The sequence below is a fragment of the Paraglaciecola mesophila genome (genome assembly GCF_009906955.1).
GTDB lineage: Bacteria > Pseudomonadota > Gammaproteobacteria > Enterobacterales > Alteromonadaceae > Paraglaciecola > Paraglaciecola mesophila_A.
The window spans coordinates 2,948,063-2,972,500 of record NZ_CP047656.1 but is presented as its reverse complement, the minus strand read 5'-3'; the positions used below and the strand labels follow the sequence as shown (position 1 = coordinate 2,972,500).

The following is a 24,438-nucleotide window of genomic DNA, read 5'->3' as shown; positions in this document are numbered from 1 at the left end:
TAGCCCTGTACACGAACGCGAATTTTAAGTGAAATCGAGTAGGTCGGGACACGTGTTATCTTGACTGAATATGGGGGGACCATCCTCCAAGGCTAAATACTCCTAACTGACCGATAGTGAACTAGTACCGTGAGGGAAAGGCGAAAAGAACCCCTGTGAGGGGAGTGAAATAGAACCTGAAACCGTATACGTACAAGCAGTGGGAGCAGACTTGTTCTGTGACTGCGTACCTTTTGTATAATGGGTCAGCGACTTATATTTTGTAGCAAGGTTAACCGAATAGGGGAGCCGTAGCGAAAGCGAGTGTTAACTGCGCGTTTTAGTTGCAAGGTATAGACCCGAAACCCGGTGATCTAGCCATGGGCAGGTTGAAGGTTGAGTAACATCAACTGGAGGACCGAACCGACTAACGTTGAAAAGTTAGCGGATGACTTGTGGCTGGGGGTGAAAGGCCAATCAAACCGGGAGATAGCTGGTTCTCCCCGAAAGCTATTTAGGTAGCGCCTCGGACGAATACCACTGGGGGTAGAGCACTGTTAAGGCTAGGGGGTCATCCCGACTTACCAACCCTTTGCAAACTCCGAATACCAGTGAGTACTATCCGGGAGACACACGGCGGGTGCTAACGTCCGTCGTGAAGAGGGAAACAACCCAGACCGCCAGCTAAGGTCCCAAAATTATTGCTAAGTGGGAAACGATGTGGGAAGGCTAAGACAGCTAGGAGGTTGGCTTAGAAGCAGCCACCCTTTAAAGAAAGCGTAATAGCTCACTAGTCGAGTCGGCCTGCGCGGAAGATGTAACGGGGCTAAGCAATATACCGAAGCTGCGGACGCATAGTTTACTATGCGTGGTAGGGGAGCGTTGTGTAAGTGGCTGAAGGTGAACTGAGAGGTTTGCTGGACATATCACAAGTGCGAATGCTGACATGAGTAACGATAATGCGGGTGAAAAACCCGCACGCCGGAAGACCAAGGTTTCCTGTCCCATGCTAATCAGGGCAGGGTAAGTCGGCCCCTAAGGCGAGGCAGAAATGCGTAGTCGATGGGAAACGGATTAATATTTCCGTACTTGGTATATCAGTGATGGGGGGACGGAGAAGGTTATGCAAGCATAGCGTTGGTTGTCTATGTGAAAGTGTGTAGGGTTGAATCTTAGGTAAATCCGGGATTCTACATGCCTGAGACACGAGACGAGATTCTACGGAATTGAAGTTGCAAATACCCTGCTTCCAGGAAAAGCCTCTAAACTTATGATATATCGAACCGTACCCCAAACCGACACAGGTGGTCAGGTAGAGAATACTAAGGCGCTTGAGAGAACTCGGGTGAAGGAACTCGGCAAAATCGTACCGTAACTTCGGGAGAAGGTACGCCGCTGTTTGTGATGAGACTTGCTCTCTAAGCGAATGGCGGCCGCAGTGAAAAGGTGGCTGGGACTGTTTATTAAAAACACAGCACTGTGCTAAATCGAAAGATGACGTATACGGTGTGACACCTGCCCGGTGCCGGAAGGTTAATTGATGGGGTTAGCGCAAGCGAAGCTCTTGATCGAAGCCCCGGTAAACGGCGGCCGTAACTATAACGGTCCTAAGGTAGCGAAATTCCTTGTCGGGTAAGTTCCGACCTGCACGAATGGTGTAACCATGGCCACGCTGTCTCCACCCGAGACTCAGTGAAATTGAAATCGCAGTGAAGATGCTGTGTACCCGCACCTAGACGGAAAGACCCCGTGAACCTTTACTATAGCTTGGCACTGAACATTGACCCTACATGTGTAGGATAGGTGGGAGACTTTGAAGCGTGAACGCCAGTTTGCGTGGAGTCATCCTTGAAATACCACCCTTGTACGTTTGATGTTCTAACGTTGTTCCCTAATCGGGAATGCGGACAGTGCCTGGTGGGTAGTTTGACTGGGGCGGTCTCCTCCCAAAGAGTAACGGAGGAGCACGAAGGTTGGCTAATCCTGGTCGGACATCAGGAGGTTAGTGCAATGGCATAAGCCAGCTTAACTGCGAGACAGACACGTCGAGCAGGTACGAAAGTAGGTCATAGTGATCCGGTGGTTCTGTATGGAAGGGCCATCGCTCAACGGATAAAAGGTACTCCGGGGATAACAGGCTGATACCGCCCAAGAGTTCATATCGACGGCGGTGTTTGGCACCTCGATGTCGGCTCATCACATCCTGGGGCTGAAGTCGGTCCCAAGGGTATGGCTGTTCGCCATTTAAAGTGGTACGCGAGCTGGGTTTAGAACGTCGTGAGACAGTTCGGTCCCTATCTGGTGTGGGCGTTGGATGATTGAGGGGAGCTGCTCCTAGTACGAGAGGACCGGAGTGGACGAACCGCTGGTGTTCGGGTTGTTTTGCCAAGAGCATTGCCCGGTAGCTACGTTCGGAATCGATAACCGCTGAAAGCATCTAAGCGGGAAGCGAGCCCCAAGATGAGTCATCCCTGGCAGTTTAACTGTCCTAAAGGGTTGTTGAAGACTACGACGTTGATAGGCAGGATGTGGAAGCGTTGCAAGGCGTTAAGCTAACCTGTACTAATTGCCCGTGAGGCTTAACCATACAACGCCCAAGTGACTTTTTATAAGTTTGCGTGTTGTTTGTATGACAAGTATTTAATCAAGAGTAAGACTAAAGAGATTTAGCGATGATTACAGCCAGACCTTACGAGGCGCGGCATCAGCTTTTACATATTGATTTATTGAGCTTTGGCTTGATAAATAACAGTTTATGTCTGGCGGCCATAGCGATGCGGCCCCACCTGATCCCATCTCGAACTCAGAAGTGAAACGCATTAGCGGCGATGGTAGTATGGGGTTTCCCCATGCGAGAGTAGCACACCGCCAGACTCCCATTACACGAAAAAGCCCTGACCTAAAAACGGTCAGGGCTTTTTTTGTATATGCGCTTCGCGCAAAGGCGACTCAGCAACAAACCTTCAGGGTTGTAGTAGCCACGGTATAAACACGTCCATGATGAAGCGCACCCAGCCACGCCATCCTTGGCGTGTCGTTCAAACGGCTGGAGCGGTGCTCCAGAAAGCACCGTTTTCACCCATCCATGGGGCTACCTCCAGTGCAGCATCCATGCTGCCCGTTCAAGCGGCAGGAACTACGTTCCTAAAAGACCCGCTTTCACCCCCATGCGACAGCCGCGCTGCGCGGCATCCGATGCGCCAACCGCGATGCGAGACAACGCGGATGCGGGAAGACACCGTCAGACTCCCATTACACGAAAAAGCCCTGACCAAAAAAACGGTCAGGGCTTTTTCGTATATGCGCTTCGCGCAAAGGCAACCCGGCAACAAACCTTCAGGGTTGTAGTAGCCACGGTATAATACCAATTATATTAATTAACTGACCATATCAATCCAGCTTCGAGCACACAGCGTTTTTACGTGTTTGATATCAGACACGAAGTGATTCCATGCATTAACTATGTCACTGTATACACTAAAACAGCGGTTGGCTAAATGATGTTGGCGGAGCCAACTCCATACTTGCTCTATTGGATTTAACTCAGGCGAATAGGGTGGGAGTTTAATAATACTCAGGTGAGTGAAATCCTTGGCGATATCATCTGTATGCCAGCCCGCACCATCCATGATCACCACCGCGTGTCGTTTGCTCTCAGTACGTTTGGATATCAAATTAAGGTGTTGTTGCACTATCTCTTTGTTAACCCAAGGCGCTATCAATGCTTCAGTTGTGCCTGTTGCTGGCCAAACCTAGCTTCATCCTGAAACCAAATATCTACTCAGTCTAGCGCTACATACCCTGGGATCCTATTGAACAATTCAATTTGGAATTTTTTTAAACTCGTCTTGGGCTAATTGTGATTGCTTAGGATGTTCCGAACGACTGGTGATCCACGAAAAACCTAACTCATGCATCAAACGGTAAATATTGGATATTTGATAAGTGACTTCGAATTTGTCAGATAAGAATTTTTGTACATGGGACGCTTGTAGGCGACCACCAGTATCGGACTGACTAAACTGATCAATATAAGCGGCTAATGCTTTGAGTTGCTTAGGTGTTAATTTGCATTGGCGTCCCGGTGGTGACTTGCTCTGTAAACCAGACATACCATCTTTAAGAAAGTTGGCGACCCATTTATTGACACTGCCTCTGCTCACTTTAAGAACTCTGGCAATAGCTGCACGATTCATTCCGTCCTTAAAATGGGCTAGTGCTAGTAACCTTATCCGTCGTCTTCCATCAGTTTCTTGTTTAGCAAGTCCTACAAAATCTATTTCTTGAAGCATCAGTCTGTATAGGTGGTTAACAATATTGATATTAGATCATACTATTAATGTAATTGGTATTAATGAAAATCTCTTGAGTGGATGGCTAGTTCATCTATTAAGTGGCTAAGGTCTTCCAACCTTCCGGCGATGATGTGAGTTACGCCCCCATCACCTCTTTCTAATATACCGTTGACCTTTAGTATTTGCGCTTTTAAGTAGGCTTGTTTTTGGGCGCGAGCGGTTGCTTGCCATACGATTACATTGCTATTGCCTGTATCATCTTCAATAGTGATAAAAGTAACGCCTGATGCAGTACCTGGGCTTTGCCTTCCTTTTACTAAGCCAACGACCTTGACTACAGATTTATGGGCAATAGTGTCTAGTTCAGCCGCTGGCGTATAACGGCCCAGCAAACCGGCTCGGTTGAGTAAACGTACTGGGTGAGAGTCTAAGCTCAGTCCTGTGGTGCGATAATCTTCTAGTAAGACGTTCAGCTCGCTAGGCTGCTCAGGGCTAAATGCATTATCCATAGTTAGTTGTTTAAACAGCGGTAATTCGCTTTCTGAGTCCATAAGTAGCCATTTGGCTGTGTAGCGGTTATCGCTAATACGGCTAAATGCATTGGCGCTAGCCAATGCTTCTAACGATGCCTTAGTTAAGCCTGACTCTTTAAGTTGAGCTAATTCACTAAAGCCTTTATTTGGGCGCAAATTCACAAAGCTTTCCATTTCCTTTCGGGATAAGCCTTTAATTAGTCGATAACCTAAACGAAGTGAAAGTTGGTTGTTGGCTGTCTCTATAACGTGATCATAATATGAGGCATTAATGCATACAGGTAGCACTTTAATACTATGGCGCTTAGCGTCTTGTATAAGTTGATCTGGGGTATAGAAACCCATGGGCCAACTATTGAGTAGGCCACAATAAAAGCTTTCTGGATAATAGTATTTCAACCAAGAAGAGACATAAGCCAATACGGAAAAAGAGGCTGAATGCGATTCAGGAAAGCCATATTCACCAAAACCGCAAATCTGTTTATATAACTGTTCTGCGAACTGGCTTTTGTAACCACGGCTCAACATGCCCTTTATTAACTTATCTTTGAACTTAATCAGTTCGCCAGTTTTCTTCCAACTGGCCATTGCCCTGCGAAGCTGATCTGCCTCACCACCGCTAAAGCCGGCCGCTACCATAGCGATTTTAATTACTTGTTCTTGAAAAATTGGCACACCCATAGTGCGAGATAATACCGACTCAACTTCTTTTGATGGATACTCAACAGGCTCAAGGCCGTCTCGGCGTTTTAGAAAAGGATGCACCATATCACCTTGAATCGGTCCGGGTCTGACAATAGCAATTTGAATGACTAAATCGTAAAAGCACTTTGGGCGTAAGCGGGGCAGCATGGTCATTTGCGCGCGAGATTCAATCTGAAATACCCCGACTGTATCTGCTTTTTGTATCATGGCGTACACATCGGGATCGCTAGGCAGCCGGGTAATATCGGCAATTGAAATTGTTTTATTGTGATGCTGCTCAATCAAATTAAAAGTCTTTCGTATGGCGGTTAACATACCCAGTGCTAGTACATCTACTTTTAGCAGTCCTAGGCTTTCTAAGTCATCTTTGTCCCACTGAATAACACTACGTTCGGCCATAGAAGCATTTTCAATAGGCACGAGTTGATAGAGTGGGTTGGCTGAGATCACAAAGCCGCCAACATGTTGTGATAAGTGACGGGGAAAGCCTTTAATTTCATTTACTAGGTGAATGAAATGTTTACCTTTACCAGAGCTTGGGTCTAAACCCAGCTCTGTAATTTGTGCTTGCCAGTTAAGTGCTTTATCTCGACGATTAATATTTTTAATAAAAAAGTCGAGTTGAGACTCATGGATACCTAATGCTTTTCCTACATCGCGGATCGCACTTTTTTGACGATATGAGATTACTGTAGCTGCAATAGCCGTTCTTTCTCGACCATACTTTTTGTAAATATATTGAATAATTTCTTCACGTCTTTCGTGCTCAAAATCAACATCAATGTCTGGTGGTTCGTTGCGCTCTTTTGAGATAAATCGCTCGAATAAAACCGAGATTTGTCTCGGGTCGACAGCGGTAATCTCTAGGCAATAGCAGACCACAGAGTTTGCTGCTGAGCCTCGACCTTGATATAAAATATGCTGAGATTTTGCATACTGAACTATGTCTGAAATGGTTAAAAAGAAAAATTCGTATTTTAATTCCTCAATCAGTTTAAGCTCTTTTGCAATAATGCGTTTTATTGCAAAACTTGCCCCTTCGGGGAATCGAATTGACATGCCTCTTTTAACTAAATCGCGTAGGTGCGAAGTAGGGGTCGCATCCTCTGGGATAAGCTCAGCAGGGTATTGATAACTCAACTCGCTTAAATCAAACGTGCATAAATTCGCAATGCTGACACTTTCAGCTAGCCATCTCGCTGGATACAGCCTTTTTAGTTTGTTAATAGGCCTTAGGCTACGCTCAGTATTTTGTGGGATTTTTCCCACTGAATGTTCGATATTATTTACTTTGTGAATTGAATTTAATACACAAAGTAGCTCGTAGCGTTCAGGTGAGTGCATGAGAACACCCCCGCAAGCGGTGATGGGGATGCTGTATTGTTCACTAAGATTTTCGCAATGGGTTTGATATAAGTGTTCATCTGCGAGTAGATGGCGCTGATAACCTAGCCATAAACGGGCTGGGTAGTATTTGTTCAGCCAGTTTGCCCAGTGTTGATCTGCTTCTATACTCCCACTAGGAAGCCAAATCGCTAAACAATGTTTAGTGGTTTTTAGATCCCATAAATCAAGCTGGTATTGACCTTTTTCTGCGCGGCGTCGAGCGTTGGTTATAATTCGGCAGAGCTCTGAATAAGCTCGATGGTTTGGACACAGCAAGACGAGGGTTAGTTCAGCATTAAAATGAAACAAGCTACCGACAATTAATTTTACCTTAAGATCTTTACTTTTTATTTCGGAGTAAGCGCGCACTACTCCTGCAACACTACATTCATCAGTAATGGCAAGTGCTTGATAACCTAAATAGTCAGCTTGATAAATAAGCTCGCTTGGGTGTGATGCTGCTTGTAAAAAACTAAAATTACTTTGGCAAAACAACTCAGCATATCGGGTTTTTCCAAGTGGCATAGCTAGCTAAAGATGCCTTGTAAAAACCATTTATTATCGGGTGTTTTAAACACCCAAAACCATTGCCCTTGCTCACTAGTTGCAATGAAATAATCTCGCACCACAGGGTGATGATCCCACCAACCTGTGCTGATGCGTTCAGGACCATGCACAATGGAAACATGTTGAGTAAGCAAGCTAGGCTCAGGCAGTAAGAAGCTTGGCCTAAGTGGAGGGCGATAAATAGGGTTTTGCTCGTTTACGGTTAGTGCGCAACAATATTGAGATGCTCGTTCTGGTCGGTAGTCGTTGACGGTCATGGGGCTAAAAAGCGCATCATCACCTAACTTTGCTTGTAGTAGCGAAATAAGCTGTAGTCGCGAAATTTTTCCTTGCTTACCTAAAAATAAATCATGTTTATCCGGGCTGCGAACAAAGGTGTTTTTTACGTTTAATTGTAGGGCGACGATAGGAGCATTTAATATTAGGTTATCTAATTTTAAGGCGAGCAATGCTAACCAATCTTTAGCCCGGTATTCACCCTGTTGAGCCCCTACCAAAAATTCGATGTTTTCTTGGTCTCGCTGATACAAAGTAAAGCTTAACTCTTGAGTCAATTCATCTCTTAGAAGTAAGAAATTTTCTAAATTTGAAAGTACTTTATGCATTGGGTGAAGTAATAAATCGCTGCGCTCAATCTCATATAAAAGTTCAATGTATTGTTCAAAGCGTTGCGCAGGATGAAAGAAGTTGACCGGATGTTTAAAGTCCCCTCTTAATTGCCCTAAATAAGTGATCACCTGAGTATCGAAACGTTTGTGTAGATCGCTAAAGGGAATAGCAAATAATTGCTCAACCGTGTTCACGCCTACACTATTGAGTTTGGTAATGTCTTTTTGAGATAACTCGGTAAAGGCTAAATCGACTTGCTTCAGTGCCTGTTTCATTAATTTGGGATCGTCAGTAATGTGATCCCATTTTTTAAGAGCAAGCAATTTAGCGGCTAATGGAGAACTACCAGTGGCAAAATTAAACTCGACGTTTAATGGTGCTAGCTGTGTTTGTATTATATTCCACAACTGCAGCAAGCCGCCGTACAAGCGCAGCATGTTGTCTATTCGAAGCAATAAGCCTTGCTCACTGAAAAAACAAATATCACAAACCACCATATATAATCGATGTGCGATCATACTCAACTGCTGTTTTTCAATCTCTGGATTGAACGGCACAACTTGTAACCCACCATGTAAAGCAGCCGCAGTGCCTAAACTCATATAAGGTTTGATACCAGTGAATCTAGCAGCTTGATTAAGTTGAACAATGCCGTGTTGCATATCAAGGATGACCACAGGTGTCTCAAGGCCATCCTGAGTTGGCTCTAGCTGCTCGTTAGAGCGCTGCCTAGAGGATGAGTCTAGAATAGAGTAAGAGTCGAGCTGCAAATTAGGAAAGTGCAGATAAAGCCATAAAGGTTGCATGCTGTCTTATTAGCCTGTGAGGCTATGGATCCTAGGTAGAGGCACAATATTAGATGACGTTGGTTGTCGTGTTAGGGATGGCCAAGTTTGAGCCATATTCACAGTAAATGGCTGGCTGAGACTTCCCCCTTTACGTTTGGTCACTGTAACCTTTATCCCTTCTGGACAGGGAGTTAACGCGAGGGATAATGCAACTGGTAGAGAAAACGACATGGGTTGCTGCTGACGCAAAACAACACTCAATGCTTCCCCAGTTTCAGCCGCAAACTGCAAGCGTTTCGCTTGATGTACTTCTAACCCTTGATGCCACAAAAACACACCATCGCAACAACCACTTTTTAAGCACTGCTCTGTTGACCACAGCGCCTCTTTTGCATTTTTAGGTTCGATAATTAAAATACGTGATAACTCAAAGCCCATTTTAGCCAGCATGGGCGCATTCAATCGAGCCGGAGCGCCAATAAAAACCAGCAGCTTTTGACTACTTTGTTGGCGTAATACAAAGCTAGGCAGCAATAGTCGTAATTCACCGATGCCAATTGGACTACTGATATCTACGACACCTTGTTCAGGTAACCCTCCCTCTAAATAAGCATCGAGACTATCAAAACCGCTAGGCAAGGTTTTGTGAGCACCACTCACTTGGCTAGCTTGCCAAAGTAATCGCTTGTTTTTAAGTTGATCGATTGTTGAGTTCATATATCACCATTACTGTATATAAATACAGTATATGAAACATGACAAGATATGCAAGGAATTGCCGTGAAGCGCAGCAACAAGATCGTAAACTCGATTGATTTTAAAACGTTTATTTTTTGCGAAGGGGTGATACCAACCCGTGTTAACAAGTGATCGCTTATTAACCTGAATTGGTATTATAGGCGCAATTGACTTGGGGTTGAGCCTGTCCAGCGTTTAACGGCGCGTCTGAAATTGGGTACATCAGAGAAATCCATTAGGCTCGCTGTGTCTTCATTATTCAGCTTTTTCACTTGTAGTAGATGAATAGCTTGCTGCATACCTAGCTCATCTTGTAGTTGTTGAAAGCGTATATTGTAAAGTTTTAGCTTGCGTTTTAGCGTCGCTGGACTCATATCAAAGGCGCTAGCTGTGTCTTGTAAAGTTTGCTGACGATGAAGACGCAGGTGGTTTCTGATGGCTTCGATAAAGCCAAGTCGAGCTGGCTCGCTCTGCTTTAATTGCCGTATCGCATGCCACTTAAGGTTTTGACTTTGCTGTAGAAAAGGCGCATCTAACCAAGGTAAATCAACGCGAATACGTAATAATGGTTGAGAGAAATTAAGTCGATAACCTAGGTTCTCTTCGTACTCTTGAATATGCCTTGGTCTGGCAAAAGGAAAGTCAAAATGAAAGGGTACTCTACGATCAAGCAAGAGACGGGTGCCAGCCACCAGTGCGGTAAAATAACTTTCAGTAATAAATTGCCATTGAGCAGCACACCCTAAAGCATCGTTGAATACCAGATGCAGCTGTTGATTATCCCGATAGGTATAAGCGTGCATAAAGGGACAAATTTGCAACCGGAAAACCTGCAATAAACGCAGAGCATCCTTTAAGTCACGACTGTGTAATAAAGCATTGGAAATATGCCCGTAATTACCAGGAAATATTCGTCGCCCAAGCAAAAATGAACAATCGTGACTGGCTACCTGAGACTGGGCATTGGCCATTAATGCTAATAATTGGGCTGGGCTTAGCAGAGCGCGCCCTGATTTAATATCTTGATAGAAAATCTTTGTGCCTCGTAACAAACGTTCTTTATTCGCCCCTCTACTGATTGCCAAGTCCATCAAACTTGCTGCAAGCTGATGAGCAGGTAAGCATTTGTCCTCTAAGCTGAGGTATCGTGGGCGATATGCTGTCACTTGTCGTGCCATTTAAGCATGTTGCTTATAGTCATCAAGGCGTCGATTAACACGACTGATAATGCTGTCAACTGCGTCCCCAGCTTGAGCAGCTTCAGTGGCAATCGTCATTGAGTGAAAAATCGGTGATGCTTGTTCATAAGGCTTAAAAGCAAGATGAGAGATAGCTTGTCGAATATCCTGTGCCAGCTCATTGGCAAGGGGTAAGTCGGTACCTGGCAACAATAAAATAAATCGATCTCCGGCATAACGGCAGGCCAAGTCCGTAGTACGTAGGTTCATTAAAATCAGTTCTGATATTTCACGCAATAACCTGTCACCTTCTTGAGGGCCAAATTGACGGTTAAAGCGATCAAAATTATCAATATCTAACATCATTATCGAAAAGGGGCTGTCATCTTTGGTGCGCAGTTGCATGTCTATCTGCCCGCGCATGTAGTCGGCGCGGTACAATTGGGTGATGAAATCAATTTGCCCATGCTCACGGGTATTAGCTTCACGGCGACATAGCTGACGGTTTAATGCGAGTTGCTCTTGATGCCAATGCCACAATGCGTAGCTCATGATCAGCATGCCGATACCTGCAGGGATAGATTCAATTAAACTCAGCCCTGCGGCGGCAGCTTGGTAATGCACAAATTCATCAAATAAATCCAGCAAGGCAGAAAGCATGAAGCAGCTTAAACCCACGACTAAGCCTGTAGTCACACGCCCTGGGGGGCGGCTAATTAAGATAAAAAACACCCAGATCAGTGAGAGCAGCGCGATGCTGCCTTCGCCTAAAATATCCAGCCAGCTGATCTCTTGCCAATCTTTCAATTGTCCTAAACCAAAGCTCAAGCTTATTGATAGCGAAAGACATGCCGCAGTGAGCGACACCAAATTCTGGTGACGACTTAATAAGGATATATTCATAGTGGATTTCTCAAACAACAAAACCTGATCCTGACATAAAGCATTCACAGTAAAGAGGTCATATTGGCTCAGCTAAATGACAATTGAATGAACTTTCGCGGTTTATCTTTACGCGAAATTAGCGCCTAGCAAGCGTATTTACGTGAATGGCCAGGGGTCAAATAGGCTCAATTACCAGCAAATTAACCTCGAATATGCTCTGAAGTCGCTGGAATGGCGGTATCACGGACTAGGCGTTCATGAAACTGTCATACGTCCTGACTAGTTTGACGGGCAATTAATCAGTCATATCACTGACACCATTACATCGAGGAAACAGGATGCCAATCAAAAAGTCGACACTCACCATAGCGTGCATGAGTGCATTACTCAGCTTATCAGCTGTAGCTCAAGAAGCGGGTAAGCTACAAGGTTTACTAACAGATAGCAGTCAAACAAGTTATTTCTCTGGTGCACAAATCACAGTAAAAGAATTGGGTTTGAGCACGGTATCTAGGCGTGATGGTTCATTTCGTTTCACTAATTTACCTGAAGGGCAATATACCCTAGAGATAACATACTTAGGTGCTGATACGCTTGAAGTGCCTATTGATATTAAGTCTGGTGAGACCTTAGCTAAAGACTTTGTTTTAACAGGGAAGCGTGCAGATTTAGAAAATATTATCGTGTATGGCCAGCGAGCAGGGCAAGCGAGCGCGTTAAATCAACAGCGCAGCGCTGATAGCATTAAGTCAATAGTTTCTTCAGATGCCATTGGTCAATTTCCTGATCAAAATGCCGCAGAAGCCTTACAACGTTTACCTGGTTTGTCTATTGAGCGGGATCAAGGTGAAGGGCGCTACGTAGGGATACGTGGTATTGACCCTAACTTAAATAATGTCACGATCAATGGTTTAAACGTACCTTCTCCAGATGGTGGTGCACGCTCGGTCGCACTGGACGTTATTCCATCTGAACTCATTCAAACTTTGGAAGTGTCAAAGTCCGTCACCCCAGACATGGATGGCGATGCTATCGGCGGGTCCGTAGAAGTTAAAAGCCTAAGTGCGTTTGATAAAAAAGGTACAAGTGCCAGTGTAACCGCCCAGGTCAGTCACAACGACTTACGTGATGAAGTCAGTCCGAAGTTATCTGGCAGCGTGACCAATGTGTTTAATGACACATTTGGGGTGGCCGCCGCGTTATCTTATTACGATCGTGATTTTGGTTCTGACAACATAGAGTCCAATGGTGACGATGAGATAGAGCAGCGTTATTACAGTATCAATCGTGAAAGATTAGGTGCGGCAGTTAATTTTGATTTCCGACCTGATTTTAACAACCAATATTACTTGCGTACTTTATACAGCCGATTTTCTGATGATGAATATCGTTTAGCCAACACCTTTACTTTCGATGGTGACGACTCTGAAGTGGAGCGTGGTAGCAAAGACAGATACGAAGAACAAAGTATTTTGTCATTAACGGCAGGCGCCGAACATCAGCTTGGTGATTGGTTAATTGAATATCAATTAGGTTATTCGAAAGCAGACGAAGATGAACCGAGCTCTTTGTACTACACCTTCGTAGGCGAAGAAATGGATATATCTTCAGATATGCAGGGAAAGATACCATCTATCGTGCAAGATGCCTCAGTCATGGATTTATCCAACTATGAGCTTGATGAAATAGAGCTTAGCCAAAACAATGCACAAGACACAGAGAGTAGTTTCAAGTTTGACTTCACACGCTCTTTAGAATTAAGCGGACACAGCGCCGAAATTAAATTCGGTGGAAAATATCGCGATAGAGAAAAAACCAATGATGCCGTTGTTTCCCTTTATGATGGTGATTTTGACGGCGTTGACCCAAGTCAATTTGAAGCAGCAACGCCAGATTGGGGGCTAGGGGACTTTGGACCGGGTTTACACAGAAGCGTAATGCGTGATTACTTCAATCAAGAAGAAGGTGAACTTGAATTAGCAGAGTTGGATTCTGAAATCGAATCAAACGGTGCTACCTATAGTAATGAAGAAGATATTCTAGCGGTCTATTTAATGGGAAAAATTGACATTAATGACCTGCGCATTGTGGCTGGATTGCGCTACGAAGATACTGACTTTAGTACGACAGGTATGCGGGTAGAACTGATTGAGAATGAACAAACCGATGTTGAAGAAGTGGTAAATACCCTTTGGGAAAGTGATCGAAGCTACAATCATCTGCTACCAAGTTTAAACGCACGATACGAGTTCAGCGATAAGTTAGTAGCACGCTTTGCGTATACCCAAACTATTTCTCGGCCGAAATTCGAAGATGTAGCCGCATATCAAATTATTGAAACTAAAACAGAAGAAGACGATGGAGCCTTCGTAACAGAGCGCGAAGCTGCAGCAGGTAACCCAGAGTTATTACCTTATGAGTCAGAGAATATTGACTTATCTATCGAATATTACCCAGGCGACATAGGGGTGCTATCAGCAGGTTATTTTCACAAGAGTATCGATAATTTCATTATTATCGCAGACGTGGCAGGTACAGAAGGTTGGGAAGGGTTTGAAGAAGTCACCCAGGCCATAAACGGCGATACTGCAACGGTAGATGGCATTGAATTATCCTGGGTCAAAGGCTTCAATAATGGCTTTCTAATCTCAGCTAATGGGACAATCACCGATTCTGAAGCAGAAACCTTGTTAGATGGCGAACGTTATAAAACCTCTTTACCTAATCAATCAGACAGAATAGGCAACCTTACTTTTGGGTATGAAAATAACCAAATGAGCTTGCGTTTAACCATGTCTTACAAAAGCGAAAACCTTGAAGAGATTGATGGTGACTTGATTCGAATGGAAGACAGCCATCAGCAAATAGACTTTACGGCTAAGTACTTTATTAACGAGAGTATGCACGTCTACTTTAACGCCATTAATATCAATGATGAGCCTTATTATAATTACTTTGATACCCCTAGCGTAAATGCACAGTATGAAGAATATGGCCGTACCTTAGAGCTAGGTTTTAACTGGACTCTATAAATAGCGTACAGAGCACTTAGGCAAGTAAGTGCTCAAACTCAATCTTCTAAATAACCGCCAAATAGGCGGTTTGGGAGTTAATTCATGTTGTTAAACAGATGTCATGTGATGTTCTGCGGTTTGCTTTTGCTGTGCGTATTGAGTTCATTGGCTTTAGCACAAAGCGGACCGCAGGTTTACGACGAAGATCATTACCAACAGCATCACATTAAGCCATTGCAGGAAACCCCTGAAGGGCTTGATTTCTTGGTGCTAGGTGACTGGGGGCGAAATGGTCACTATCAACAAAGGCAAGTCGCCATGTGGATGGATGTGGTTATGCAGCAACTCGATGGTGATTTTATTGTCACCACAGGTGATAACTTCTATTCAAATGGGGTTGCGTCTATTCATGACCCCTACTGGCAAAGCTCATTTGAACATATATACCAAGGGCCACATTTATTTGAAAATTGGTATGCAATATTGGGTAATCACGATTACCGGGGCAATTGGCAAGCACAAATTGACTACACGCATGTTAGCCGGCGCTGGCAAATGCCTGCACAATATTATGCCAAAAACATTGCGCTAGAAGATGGTGCTTCCGTGTTGATGGTATTTCTGGATACCAACCCACTCAACCCTGAGTACCAGCACAAAGCGAAATATGCCGCTACTCAGCAACAAGATGCTAGCAAACAGCTGGCTTGGTTGAAGCATCAACTTGCTAACTCAAACGCCACGTGGAAGGTGGTTATCGGACATCACCCATTGTACTCAAGTGGCAAGCGCTATGGGAAAACCAGCGGTATTCGAGGTGTGTTAGAGCCTATTCTTGAAGGTTATCAAGTTGATGTCTACTTTGCTGGACATGAGCATGATTTACAGCACAACCAACCAGAGGGCACCCGCGTTGCGCATTTTGTATCAGGTGCCGGGTCAGAAGTGCGCCCAATCGCCCAGCGCGAATTTACCAAATTCGCCACTTCACAAGCAGGCTTTGCCACCGTGGGAATAGACAAAGCACAAATGACTGTGCGCTTCATTAGCGCTGACGGGAAGCTGCTTTATCAGTATCAAATTCAAAAGGATAATTCGTGAGAAAGATTTTTTCATGGGCAATTTTGCCCCTTGTGTTAAGCGCTTGCCAAATGGCACCTATTGACAACTTAAAGACTCAAGAGCCTGCTGGCACTTCTTTTTATACCATGCAGGTAAGCCCGCAGTCTTTTAGTGAAAATGCCACTGTATCTGGCAAAGTTGTGTTACCTATTAGGCACGACAAGCAACAATATTGGTTAATGACCAGCGAGCAGAAAGGCTTACTGTTAACCGATAAAAACGGAGTCACATTAGCTCAATACCCAGGTAATTTTGAGGTACTTGACCGGCGCGCTGATATTGTTATCGCAAATAAAAAGTGGGATATAATAGCCACTGTCGACAATGAAAGTGGCGCTGCGTTACTCATAGGCTTAGATTGGCAAAATCAGACATTCAAGCTGCTAACGACTATTGCTCACACCTCAAGTATTGAAGCGTTATGCTTACAGACTTTGCCTCATCAACCCGATTCAACGCCTAATGTTGCCCTCATACTTGCAGACGATCACGGCAAGCTAACCCAGCGCATAATGGTTGATGGTCAGCAAAAACGTCTAAGCAATGTTTTGTTGCGAGAGTTTGTCGGCGTACCGCAAGTGAAAGACTGCGCAGTGGGTGACGCAAGCCAATCTTTATACCTAGCGGAAGAAAATATCGGTATATGGCGTTACGCCGCAGAGCCCGAAGCTGAACTTGTGCGCGAGCTTATTGCTGTTTCAGGTCTTCATGGCCCGTTGAAGGGGGAAGTGACCTCTGTTGACACCTTAGCCGATGGACGTTTGCTGGTGGCCACGCCTGAGCAGCACGGAATTTGGTATATCGACCCAAAGCGCGCTACTGAAGCACAATTGATCGCGCTTCAAGGTGCACTAGGAGTTGAAAGTGCTCATGGGCTAAGCACCAATCAAGGTCTACTGGTAGGGCTATTTGATGATGAAACAGGTGTGTATCAACAGGCCGTTTTACCTATAACTGAGGCTATTCAAGACCCCGATAGTCCTCGCTTTAACGCCGTATTGCCAACGGTGCAAACCGAAGCTGTAGCAACGTCAGGCGATGCCGCTGACGATCCAGCCATTTGGCATAATGCTCATGCTCCTGAACAGTCGCGCATTCTGGGTACAAATAAAAAGCGTGGCTTGAATGTATACAGTTTAAAGGGCGAATTATTGCAAAGTTTGGCTGTCGGTCGAGTGAATAATGTAGATGTTCGTCATGGTTTTACGCTGGCTGAGAAAACATTCGACATTGCAGCTGCGAGCAACCGAAGCAAGCGCAGTATTAGTTTATTTGCTATCGAACCACATACAGGTGAAGTGTCGTATCTACAGGATGTTGCCACTAATTTGAATGATGTGTATGGCTTATGTATGGCACATGTAAATGAACAATATTATGTCTTTATTAACGATACAGATGGGCATTTTGAGCAGTACCAACTTGAGGGTAAAGACAGCCAAATTAAAGGCAAGCTTGTGAGGCAATTTAAGGTTGCCAGTCAACCAGAAGGCTGCGTGGTAGATGATGAGTATGCTCAACTGTACTTCGGCGAAGAAGCCAAAGGAATTTGGCAAGTGGATGCAAGGGTGAACAAAGCGTTACCGAGACTAATTGCCCCCCTAAACGAAGATTTTGTGGCAGATGTAGAGGGCATGGGGATTTACCACCTAGATCATAAGCGCTACTTGGTTGCATCTAGTCAGGGAAACAATAGTTATGGGGTTTTCGCATTAGATGATCACAATCGATATCTAGGTAGCTTTACCATCGACATGAACCTGCCCGCTAATATTGATGGCGTGTCAGAAACTGACGGTCTTGAAATCAGCTCATCAAACTTTGGCAATGCCTTCCCTAATGGTTTAATGGTGGCGCAAGATGGGCGCAACGTTATGCCAAGTCTTAATCAAAACTTTAAGCTGGTGGATGCAACGCAAATAGCGCAACTCATTCGTAGTTGGCTATAAAAGGTTGGCGTGAAACTCGCCTATGCCATAGCTTGAAAATCTGTTGTGAAGGGGCATAATTGCCTCTTCATTCCTCATAAGTGAACCCTGATGCAATATTGGTTATTCAAGACAGAGCCCGATGCTTTTAGTATCGATGATTTAGCCGCAAGACCGAATCAGACCGAGCACTGGGATGGTATTCGTAATTATCAGGCGCGTAACTTTTTACGAGATCAAGTGAAGCAAGGCGATAAAGTCTTTATTTACCATTCAAGTTGCAAAGAGGTTGGTATTGCAGGGCTAGCTGAAGTGGTAAAAGAAGCTTACCCAGACCACACCCAATTTGATCCTGAAAGTCATTACTACGACCCTAAATCACTCCCCGACAACCCGCGTTGGGTGATGGTAGACGTAAAGTTCATTGAGAAATTCCCTGCCATTTTGCCACTTAAAAAAATCAAAACCATGCCTGAAATAAGCGAAGTAGGCCTAGTCAAGAAAGGCCATCGATTGTCGATCATGCCAGTGAATGAGCAAGAGTTTTCGACCTTATTAGCGGCCGCAAGGTAATTCAGGCGCTATCAATTTAACATTGATTGTTTAGCGCCATTATATTTGGATGGGGTTGTGTTTCTTCAGGAAATGCAACGTACCAAGAATGTAAATTTTGAACGATTTGGAAGCCACACTTCTTATCGACAACACTGCCACGTACCACTTTTGATTTGTTGTTTCTCAATACAGTGAAAGTTCGTTGAGGTTTGTTAAGTGTTGAATATTTGCCTGTTAGATCACTCTGCAAAATGTGAATAGCGGTATTAAGCTGACTGCTCATCATTTGTTTTAGATCATCTTTATTGTCGTCAATGAATAATACTTGCTCAGCGTGTGACAAAGTAGGACTGAAAACCTGAATCATATTTTGATAACGAGGTTTTTTTGTCTCACCTTTTTCATTAGGTAACCACACCACTAGTTTTAGAATTAATTGATTCATTTTCTCGTTTGAGAAAAATATAGGTTTTAATCTCAAGGTGTCATTGCTCATTTCGTTAGCTTCAACGAATGAGGGTTGATTATTCCCAAGCAGACTATAAAGAGTAATATCATCAACTAAATTAATTAAGGGCAAAATTTTATCGTTAGCACGCTCTTGTTCTTCTTTTAACTTAGCGTTACGAGAAGAATTAACAAAAGCAGCATGTGCACCGACTTGCGCAAACATACCAACTAAACCAGCACCGCCTTGATAAAGTATATGAGTGGAGGCCGTTGAATCATCGCGATTATGTATACCTCTTAAATCAATTTTGTCACTTTGCTCAAAGCTAAACGTCAGTGCATGTTCTCTAAAAAAGGTTTCTCCAACAACATTGACATGTTTTGCGTAGTCATCTCTGTTGGGCGTGCTGCCACACCCAACCATGAGAAAAGCGATGATGGTAATTAAAAAGCGCACAAAATAGCTCTGTTATGAGTATTAAATGGCGTTTCTAATTCTGTTTTTAACGTTTTCTATTGCCTGATAATAAGATGTTGTCACGCTTGGAAACGTTGTTGGTTCATCCCATTCACCTTCGGGTTGAACCTTTTCATCGATCTCCAAATATTGAATGTAAGCATTTGAATTGAGATCTACAGCATATAGCAATCCAGCTAAATATCCCTGAGGGTCACCATTAGGGACGTAACTGCTAAAACTTCTATAAGCGCCGTGTCTATGAAGCTCTAAAACCACCAATATATCAACTTCTAAAGTGTCTTTAAGCGCTCTGAAGTCTTTTTTAGCAAATCCAAGTTCTCCTTTGAATTTACTTAATTTTGAAATCGGAACCGTCAACGCAACTTCTTTAATATTCGACGTTCTCGTTGAGTACTCGTCTAAAACAAGAGTGCGTATATTAATTAATTCTTGTTGATCAATTGCGCTTTCTAAATGCGAGTCTAATTTACTTGTCAATGAAGACGCAACACCGTAACAAAGCAAGCAACTTGCGCCATAAATATGAGTTGTCGCTTTATCTTCTGGCATTATATAAACATAACCAACTCTGGTTTCAGGTTGGGTGAATATATTACTCTCAATCTCAACCAGAGGTTGAGGCGTACTGCCACAAGCAGTAATAATTAACGTTAAAAAGACGATGAAGAAGCATTTTTTGGCATGACTGAAATGTAGCATGGCTAGTCCCTTAGTGATTTTTATTGTTATTTGGCACCTAACGTTACGCTTGGGTAAAACAAGTTGGTGTTTGGTGACTGTTATTTAGTATTTGAATAAAAAGCAGAAAGATACGATCCAATGATAACTTTACTACTCATTTTCTTTAATGGGAGTGTAAATTGATTGTATCTAATTGGCTACAACTTTTTGTGGGGTTGTAAAAAAAGAAAACACAAAGGTATTTTTGGACACGTGTTAATAGCGACTACTGATTTTCAGCAAATTGTGCAATAAACGTGTCAATATTCTGCTCTAGAACCGACAAGGGGACTGAGCCGTAAGCGAGCACGGCATCATGAAAGGCGCGTAAATCAAACTTGTCACCCAATGCTGTTTCGGCTTTTTTACGCAGGCGTTTAATGGTTAATTCACCGACTTTGTATGACAGTGCTTGGGCTGGCCAAGATATGTAACGATCCACTTCTGTCGTTACGTTATGTTCTGACAAAGCGGTGTTTTCTAGCATGTAATCAATTGCTTTTTGACGTGACCAACCTTGCATATGCATGCCCGTATCTACCACTAAACGACACGCGCGCCACATTTCGTAGCTTAAACGACCGAACTCTTCATAAGGAGTGGCATAAATTCCCACTTCTTTACCCAAGAATTCAGAATACAAACCCCAACCCTCACCAAAGGCTGAAATGTAGGTATAGCGACGCACTGGGGGCAAGTCTTGCATTTCACTGGCTAGTGATATCTGTAAATGGTGGCCTGGTACAGCTTCATGCAGCGTTAGCGCGGGTAGGGCGTACAAAGGACGTTTATCGAGTGCGTAGGTGTTTACCCAATAGTAACCCGGCTGGTCGTCTCTTGTGGGGGCAATATAACGCCCTGTGGTGTACTTAGGGGCAATATTATCCGGTACCGGAGCTACGCCGTAAGGTATGCGGGGTAAGGTATAGAAAAGTTGGGGGAGTTTGGCGTCAATGCGCTTTGCGATATAGGAAGCGCGCATTAACAATTCATCTGCGCTGGCGGCATAAAATTCAGGAGAGGTGCGTAAATGCTGAATGAATTGGTTGATGTCGCCGTCAAAATTAAGGGTGTCTAACACGCTTTGCATTTCACTGCGGATGCGTTTCACCTCTTGTAATCCGGTTTGATGAATGTCGGCTACATCTAGCGTGGTGCTAGTGTAATAGTTACTGCGGTTTTGATAAAACTCAGCGCCGTTTTGCCATGTACTGGCCGCAATATCTTGTTTCGCATTGGGAATGTACTCGCCTACTAAAAAGTCATAAAAACGCTGATAGGCTGGTAGCACACTTTGGTTAATGGCTAATTCGCCTTGAGTATATAAACTGGCTTGTACGCTGGGGCTAAAGCTTGAGTCAGCAAGGCGTTTAAAAGGGGCGAAAAATTGACTGTCATGTACATCGTTTGTTATGAACTTTTTAATCGTGTCATCAAATCCAGCGAGCACCGCTTTAGGCTGCACTCGGCCTGTCGCTATGCCTTTTTTCATCCATGCAATTTGCTGGTCAAAATAGCGGGGAAATTCAGCTAAGCGAGCGAGGTAATTACGATAGTCCTGTTCTGTCTTAAAAGGGGCGGATGCCGGCAAAAAGGCCAACGAGCTATAAAACCCTGATTCCGACGTGATCGGCATATAGTGCGCTTTATAGTGGTACAAATCGATGTCGTTTTCTAATTCACGCATTTGCATCAATTTATTGATTTGTTGCTGGTGGTTTAACTCGCTGTCGTCAATCTCTTTTAACCGAGTCAAAAATTGCTGGTTACGCTGTTCATTCGCTTTTAACGCTTCGGGGGAAAGGTCTTTCAGCTTATCGTTATAGCGGTTGTTTTGATAGCGCGTCGCCTTTATCGGATCAACAGATAGCTGGTATTGCCAAATTTGCTCCAAAAGGGCACTAAGTTTACGTGATTGAGAAGCCTCGCTCGCCCCGAAGGCTGCTTGCCCAAAGCAAAGGCTTAACATTAGCGCCGCGAGTATCAAACTGCGTTTATACATAGTGTTCCCTCGTTGTCTTGTGATTATTATTTGCCTACAGGGTATTTATTTTTTAGGGGTATAAATGGGATTTGGGAAAGCGGTTACCTTATCAGATAATTCACTGATTTTAGCTGTGCCTTGTTTTTTTACCTCATCGATACGCAAAACATTATGCATGGGAATATAAGTTGTGGTGACATCGGCAAATTCATCTTTGAGTTTTTCGTGGCTTGGATCCACCACAACGCTGGTGTGATTATCCCACACAAAATCACCTATTTCGATGAAACCAAATAAGCTGCCCTGACATAGCTCGCGCACATACAGCTCGTAACGTACGCCATTAGCGATAAATTGAATTCTAAAAAGAGAAGTATTGTTTGGCATAATATTGAGTCATTAAAGGTTAGAAATAGTGGTTTAAAATTAAAACTTTCAAAAAGGTGCTGCAGTCTACCCAGTCCTGGTCTTTTCGCCAAGTACTCGTAAATAAAGAGTGAGGCTGGACATGAGCAAAAAAGTACAGGTGAGCCGATAAAACCTTTCGTTGAGCGTACTTTGTTTTGTTTAGTGTTCGCTTTGCCGTACAATTTATCGAACAACAGAGCAACGGCTATTTTGCCCTCGCTGCTTGCCAATAGGTAAGTGGCTAGTCAATCTGTTAATAAAATAATATACACACAACGATAGAAAGGATTAATAATGCGCCGAATCATGTATTTAGGCATGCTCTCAGCTGGGCTTGTGCTTGCTGGTTGTCAATCAACTTCGCAAAACGCTAACGCTGACAAAAACGACTCACAAAGTGTTCATGCTGATGCTCAGCGAATCAAATCTCACTTACGTTTTTTGTCTGATGATTTACTTGAAGGGCGTGATACAGGCGCCCGTGGACACGAAATTGCCTCTTTGTATATAGCCTCGGAACTGGAAGGTTATGGCCTAACGCCGGCTGGTGATGACGGCAGCTTTTTACAGCGCGCACCTTTTCGCCAAGCTTCGCTTGATCAAGCCTCGCCGTCATTTGTACTTGAAACGGCTAAAGGCAAAGTAGAGTTAGCTTATCCTAAGCAATACATTACCAGTGCCAGCCCAGTTAGCGAACTGGCTAACGTGAAAGGCCAATTGGTCTTTGCTGGGTACGGTATAGTTGCCCCAGAGCTTGGCCATGATGATTACGCAGATTTAGACGTAAAAGGTAAAGTCGTGGTCGTACTTTCCGGCAAGCCAGCTTCTTTCCCTAGTGAAGAAGGTGCGCATTTTGGTTCTACCAATGAGAAGAAACGCCACGCTGCACAGCACGGTGCCATTGGTTATATTACGATCACAACACCCACCGCCGAAAAGGTTCGCCCTTATCAAAACCTATTAAACTATATTCATACCCCAACGGTGCGCTGGCTAGACAAAAATGGCCAACCTGCAAATGTTTATCCTGCGCTTAAAAACAGTGCCTATTTGAGCAAAGAGGCCGCTGAATTATTATTTGCAAACGCAGATATGAATTTAGAGCAGATTTATCAATTACTCGAAGAAGATAAATCACCTAAAGGTTTCTCTTTGCCAGTCAGCATTGATTTTAGCAAGCGCAGCGAACATAAGACCATCAGCAGCCCTAACGTAGCCGCAATCTTAGAAGGTTCTGATCCAAGCCTTAAAAATGAATACATAGTGTACTCAGCGCATTCTGATCACATAGGTATTGCCAAAACAGTGAAGAAAGACAAGATCAACAACGGCGCCATGGATAATGCATCTGGTACGTCTGTGTTACTTGAAACTGCGCGCTTGTTTAGTCAAATGCCTGAGCGCCCCAAGCGTTCCATTTTGTTTGTCGCGGTCACGGCAGAGGAAAAGGGCTTACTTGGCTCAGACTATTTTGCACAAAACCCTACAGTGGCAAAAGACGCTATGGTCGCAAATGTTAATTTAGACATGCCTATTTTGACTTACGAATTTAACGACGTGATTGCCTTTGGTGCCGATCACAGTGATTTAAAAGAGTCTGTGAGTCTTGCAGCAGAGAAAATTGGTCTAACCCTAAGCCCTGATCCTTGGCCTGAGCAAGCGTTGTTTACGCGTTCTGATCACTACAGCTTTGTGAAACAAGGTGTGCCTTCTGTATTTTTAGTTCCAGGCTTGCAGTCGGCGGACCCGGCAGTTGATGGGAGCAAAAAATTCGGTGAATTCCTAGCGACTAATTATCACAAGCCAGGGGATGACTTTAATCAGCCTTTTAATTGGAAAGCCGCGACTAAATTCGCTGAAGTGAATTATTACATCGGCCTCACCTTAGCTAATCAAGAAGAGCGTTCGCGTTGGAATGAAGGCGACTTCTTTGGCGATACATTCTCTAACTAACAGCGTATAAGACGCGTTATCGTCTTATGTATTATCTGCGAATGAGTGCAAGCTGTTTAACTTGCACTCATTTTGCTTTGTGTAACCATAAACATGGTTGCACATGGTAAGGAACGCCCCTAACGCATTCAAATTCACAGTAAAAAATATCAGGGAGCCA

The 24,438-nt window shown here is 44.0% G+C and carries 14 protein-coding genes, 2 rRNA genes and 1 pseudogene (1 of these 17 running past the window's edge); 7 read left to right on the top strand and 10 right to left on the bottom strand.

Annotation, left to right across the window (positions count from 1 at the left end):
- Both FX988_RS12820 and rrf read left to right on the top strand, forming a co-directional pair.
- Positions 1 to 2,566: ribosomal RNA gene (locus FX988_RS12820) — 23S ribosomal RNA — on the top strand; it begins 319 nt to the left of the window's first position.
- A gap of 171 nt (positions 2,567 to 2,737) precedes the next feature.
- Positions 2,738 to 2,853 (top strand): 5S ribosomal RNA (gene rrf / locus FX988_RS12815).
- A gap of 503 nt (positions 2,854 to 3,356) precedes the next feature.
- Here the strand turns inward: rrf and FX988_RS12810 are convergent.
- The 6 genes and pseudogenes from FX988_RS12810 to FX988_RS12785 form a co-directional block, all read right to left on the bottom strand.
- Positions 3,357 to 4,271 (bottom strand): annotated as a pseudogene (locus tag FX988_RS12810) (IS630 family transposase).
- Positions 4,272 to 4,330: 59 nt separating this feature from the next.
- The gene (locus FX988_RS12805) at positions 4,331 to 7,423 is read right to left on the bottom strand and encodes an error-prone DNA polymerase (protein WP_160180360.1); all 3,093 of its coding nucleotides are present in this window, start codon (positions 7,421 to 7,423) and stop codon (positions 4,331 to 4,333) included.
- A gap of 2 nt (positions 7,424 to 7,425) precedes the next feature.
- Positions 7,426 to 8,880, bottom strand: a complete 1,455-nt coding sequence (locus tag FX988_RS12800) for a Y-family DNA polymerase (protein ID WP_160180359.1) — start codon at positions 8,878 to 8,880, stop codon at positions 7,426 to 7,428.
- A 9-nt stretch (positions 8,881 to 8,889) separates the two neighbouring features.
- A complete protein-coding gene (gene imuA / locus FX988_RS12795; protein WP_160180357.1) occupies positions 8,890 to 9,579 on the bottom strand; it encodes a translesion DNA synthesis-associated protein ImuA in 690 nt (229 codons plus the stop codon).
- A gap of 176 nt (positions 9,580 to 9,755) precedes the next feature.
- Complete coding sequence (locus tag FX988_RS12790) at positions 9,756 to 10,778, bottom strand: AraC family transcriptional regulator (RefSeq protein ID WP_160180355.1); 1,023 nt, start codon at positions 10,776 to 10,778, stop codon at positions 9,756 to 9,758.
- Entirely contained in the window at positions 10,779 to 11,681 is a 903-nt protein-coding gene (locus FX988_RS12785) for a GGDEF domain-containing protein (protein WP_254700608.1), read from the bottom strand.
- 320 nt (positions 11,682 to 12,001) lie between these two features.
- Here FX988_RS12785 and FX988_RS12780 point away from each other — a divergent pair, with 320 nt between their 5' ends.
- The 4 genes from FX988_RS12780 to FX988_RS12765 all read left to right on the top strand — a co-directional run bounded on the left by FX988_RS12780 (position 12,002) and on the right by FX988_RS12765 (position 18,300).
- On the top strand, positions 12,002 to 14,695 hold the full coding sequence (locus tag FX988_RS12780) for a TonB-dependent receptor (RefSeq protein ID WP_160180342.1): 2,694 nt from the start codon (positions 12,002 to 12,004) through the stop codon (positions 14,693 to 14,695).
- An 84-nt stretch (positions 14,696 to 14,779) separates the two neighbouring features.
- On the top strand, positions 14,780 to 15,778 hold the full coding sequence (locus tag FX988_RS12775; protein ID WP_160180340.1) for a purple acid phosphatase family protein: 999 nt from the start codon (positions 14,780 to 14,782) through the stop codon (positions 15,776 to 15,778).
- Positions 15,775 to 17,748 carry a phytase gene (locus FX988_RS12770; protein ID WP_254700607.1) on the top strand — a complete coding sequence of 658 codons (1,974 nt, stop codon included), beginning with the start codon at positions 15,775 to 15,777 and terminating at the stop codon, positions 17,746 to 17,748. Before FX988_RS12775 ends, FX988_RS12770 begins: the two co-directional genes overlap by 4 nt.
- 90 nt (positions 17,749 to 17,838) lie before the next feature.
- Positions 17,839 to 18,300 carry an EVE domain-containing protein gene (locus FX988_RS12765; RefSeq protein ID WP_160180338.1) on the top strand — a complete coding sequence of 154 codons (462 nt, stop codon included), beginning with the start codon at positions 17,839 to 17,841 and terminating at the stop codon, positions 18,298 to 18,300.
- A gap of 16 nt (positions 18,301 to 18,316) precedes the next feature.
- Here FX988_RS12765 and FX988_RS12760 read toward each other — a convergent pair whose 3' ends face one another.
- The 4 genes from FX988_RS12760 to FX988_RS12745 all read right to left on the bottom strand — a co-directional run bounded on the left by FX988_RS12760 (position 18,317) and on the right by FX988_RS12745 (position 22,304).
- Positions 18,317 to 19,189, bottom strand: coding sequence for a hypothetical protein (locus tag FX988_RS12760; protein WP_160180329.1), 873 nt, complete (start codon positions 19,187 to 19,189; stop codon positions 18,317 to 18,319).
- Positions 19,190 to 19,210: 21 nt separating this feature from the next.
- Positions 19,211 to 19,912 (bottom strand): hypothetical protein, encoded by a 702-nt coding sequence (locus FX988_RS12755; protein ID WP_160180327.1) that lies wholly within the window; start codon positions 19,910 to 19,912, stop codon positions 19,211 to 19,213.
- 247 nt (positions 19,913 to 20,159) lie between these two features.
- Positions 20,160 to 21,935, bottom strand: a complete 1,776-nt coding sequence (locus tag FX988_RS12750) for a DUF885 domain-containing protein (protein WP_160180325.1) — start codon at positions 21,933 to 21,935, stop codon at positions 20,160 to 20,162.
- Between the two features lie 45 nt (positions 21,936 to 21,980).
- A complete protein-coding gene (locus FX988_RS12745; protein ID WP_007992137.1) occupies positions 21,981 to 22,304 on the bottom strand; it encodes a DUF1820 family protein in 324 nt (107 codons plus the stop codon).
- Positions 22,305 to 22,619: 315 nt separating this feature from the next.
- On the opposite strand from FX988_RS12745, the gene FX988_RS12740 reads away from it, so the two are divergent.
- Positions 22,620 to 24,278: a M28 family metallopeptidase gene (locus FX988_RS12740; protein WP_160180323.1), complete on the top strand. Its 1,659-nt coding sequence runs from the start codon at positions 22,620 to 22,622 to the stop codon at positions 24,276 to 24,278.
- Positions 24,279 to 24,438: the final 160 nt, after the last annotated feature.

Excerpts from the sequence above, each read along its gene's own strand:
- FX988_RS12780 (WP_160180342.1), top strand. The coding sequence starts at position 12,002 with ATGCCAATCAAAAAGTCGACACTCACCATAGCGTGCATGAGTGCATTA.
- FX988_RS12765 (WP_160180338.1), top strand. The coding sequence starts at position 17,839 with ATGCAATATTGGTTATTCAAGACAGAGCCCGATGCTTTTAGTATCGAT.
- FX988_RS12740 (WP_160180323.1), top strand. The coding sequence starts at position 22,620 with ATGCGCCGAATCATGTATTTAGGCATGCTCTCAGCTGGGCTTGTGCTT.
- FX988_RS12805 (WP_160180360.1), bottom strand. The coding sequence starts at position 7,423 with ATGCCACTTGGAAAAACCCGATATGCTGAGTTGTTTTGCCAAAGTAAT.
- imuA (WP_160180357.1), bottom strand. The coding sequence starts at position 9,579 with ATGAACTCAACAATCGATCAACTTAAAAACAAGCGATTACTTTGGCAA.
- FX988_RS12750 (WP_160180325.1), bottom strand. The coding sequence starts at position 21,935 with ATGTATAAACGCAGTTTGATACTCGCGGCGCTAATGTTAAGCCTTTGC.
- FX988_RS12790 (WP_160180355.1), bottom strand. The coding sequence starts at position 10,778 with ATGGCACGACAAGTGACAGCATATCGCCCACGATACCTCAGCTTAGAG.
- FX988_RS12800 (WP_160180359.1), bottom strand. The coding sequence starts at position 8,880 with ATGCAACCTTTATGGCTTTATCTGCACTTTCCTAATTTGCAGCTCGAC.
- FX988_RS12755 (WP_160180327.1), bottom strand. The coding sequence starts at position 19,912 with ATGCTACATTTCAGTCATGCCAAAAAATGCTTCTTCATCGTCTTTTTA.
- FX988_RS12775 (WP_160180340.1), top strand. The coding sequence starts at position 14,780 with ATGTTGTTAAACAGATGTCATGTGATGTTCTGCGGTTTGCTTTTGCTG.
- FX988_RS12785 (WP_254700608.1), bottom strand. The coding sequence starts at position 11,681 with ATGAATATATCCTTATTAAGTCGTCACCAGAATTTGGTGTCGCTCACT.
- FX988_RS12745 (WP_007992137.1), bottom strand. The coding sequence starts at position 22,304 with ATGCCAAACAATACTTCTCTTTTTAGAATTCAATTTATCGCTAATGGC.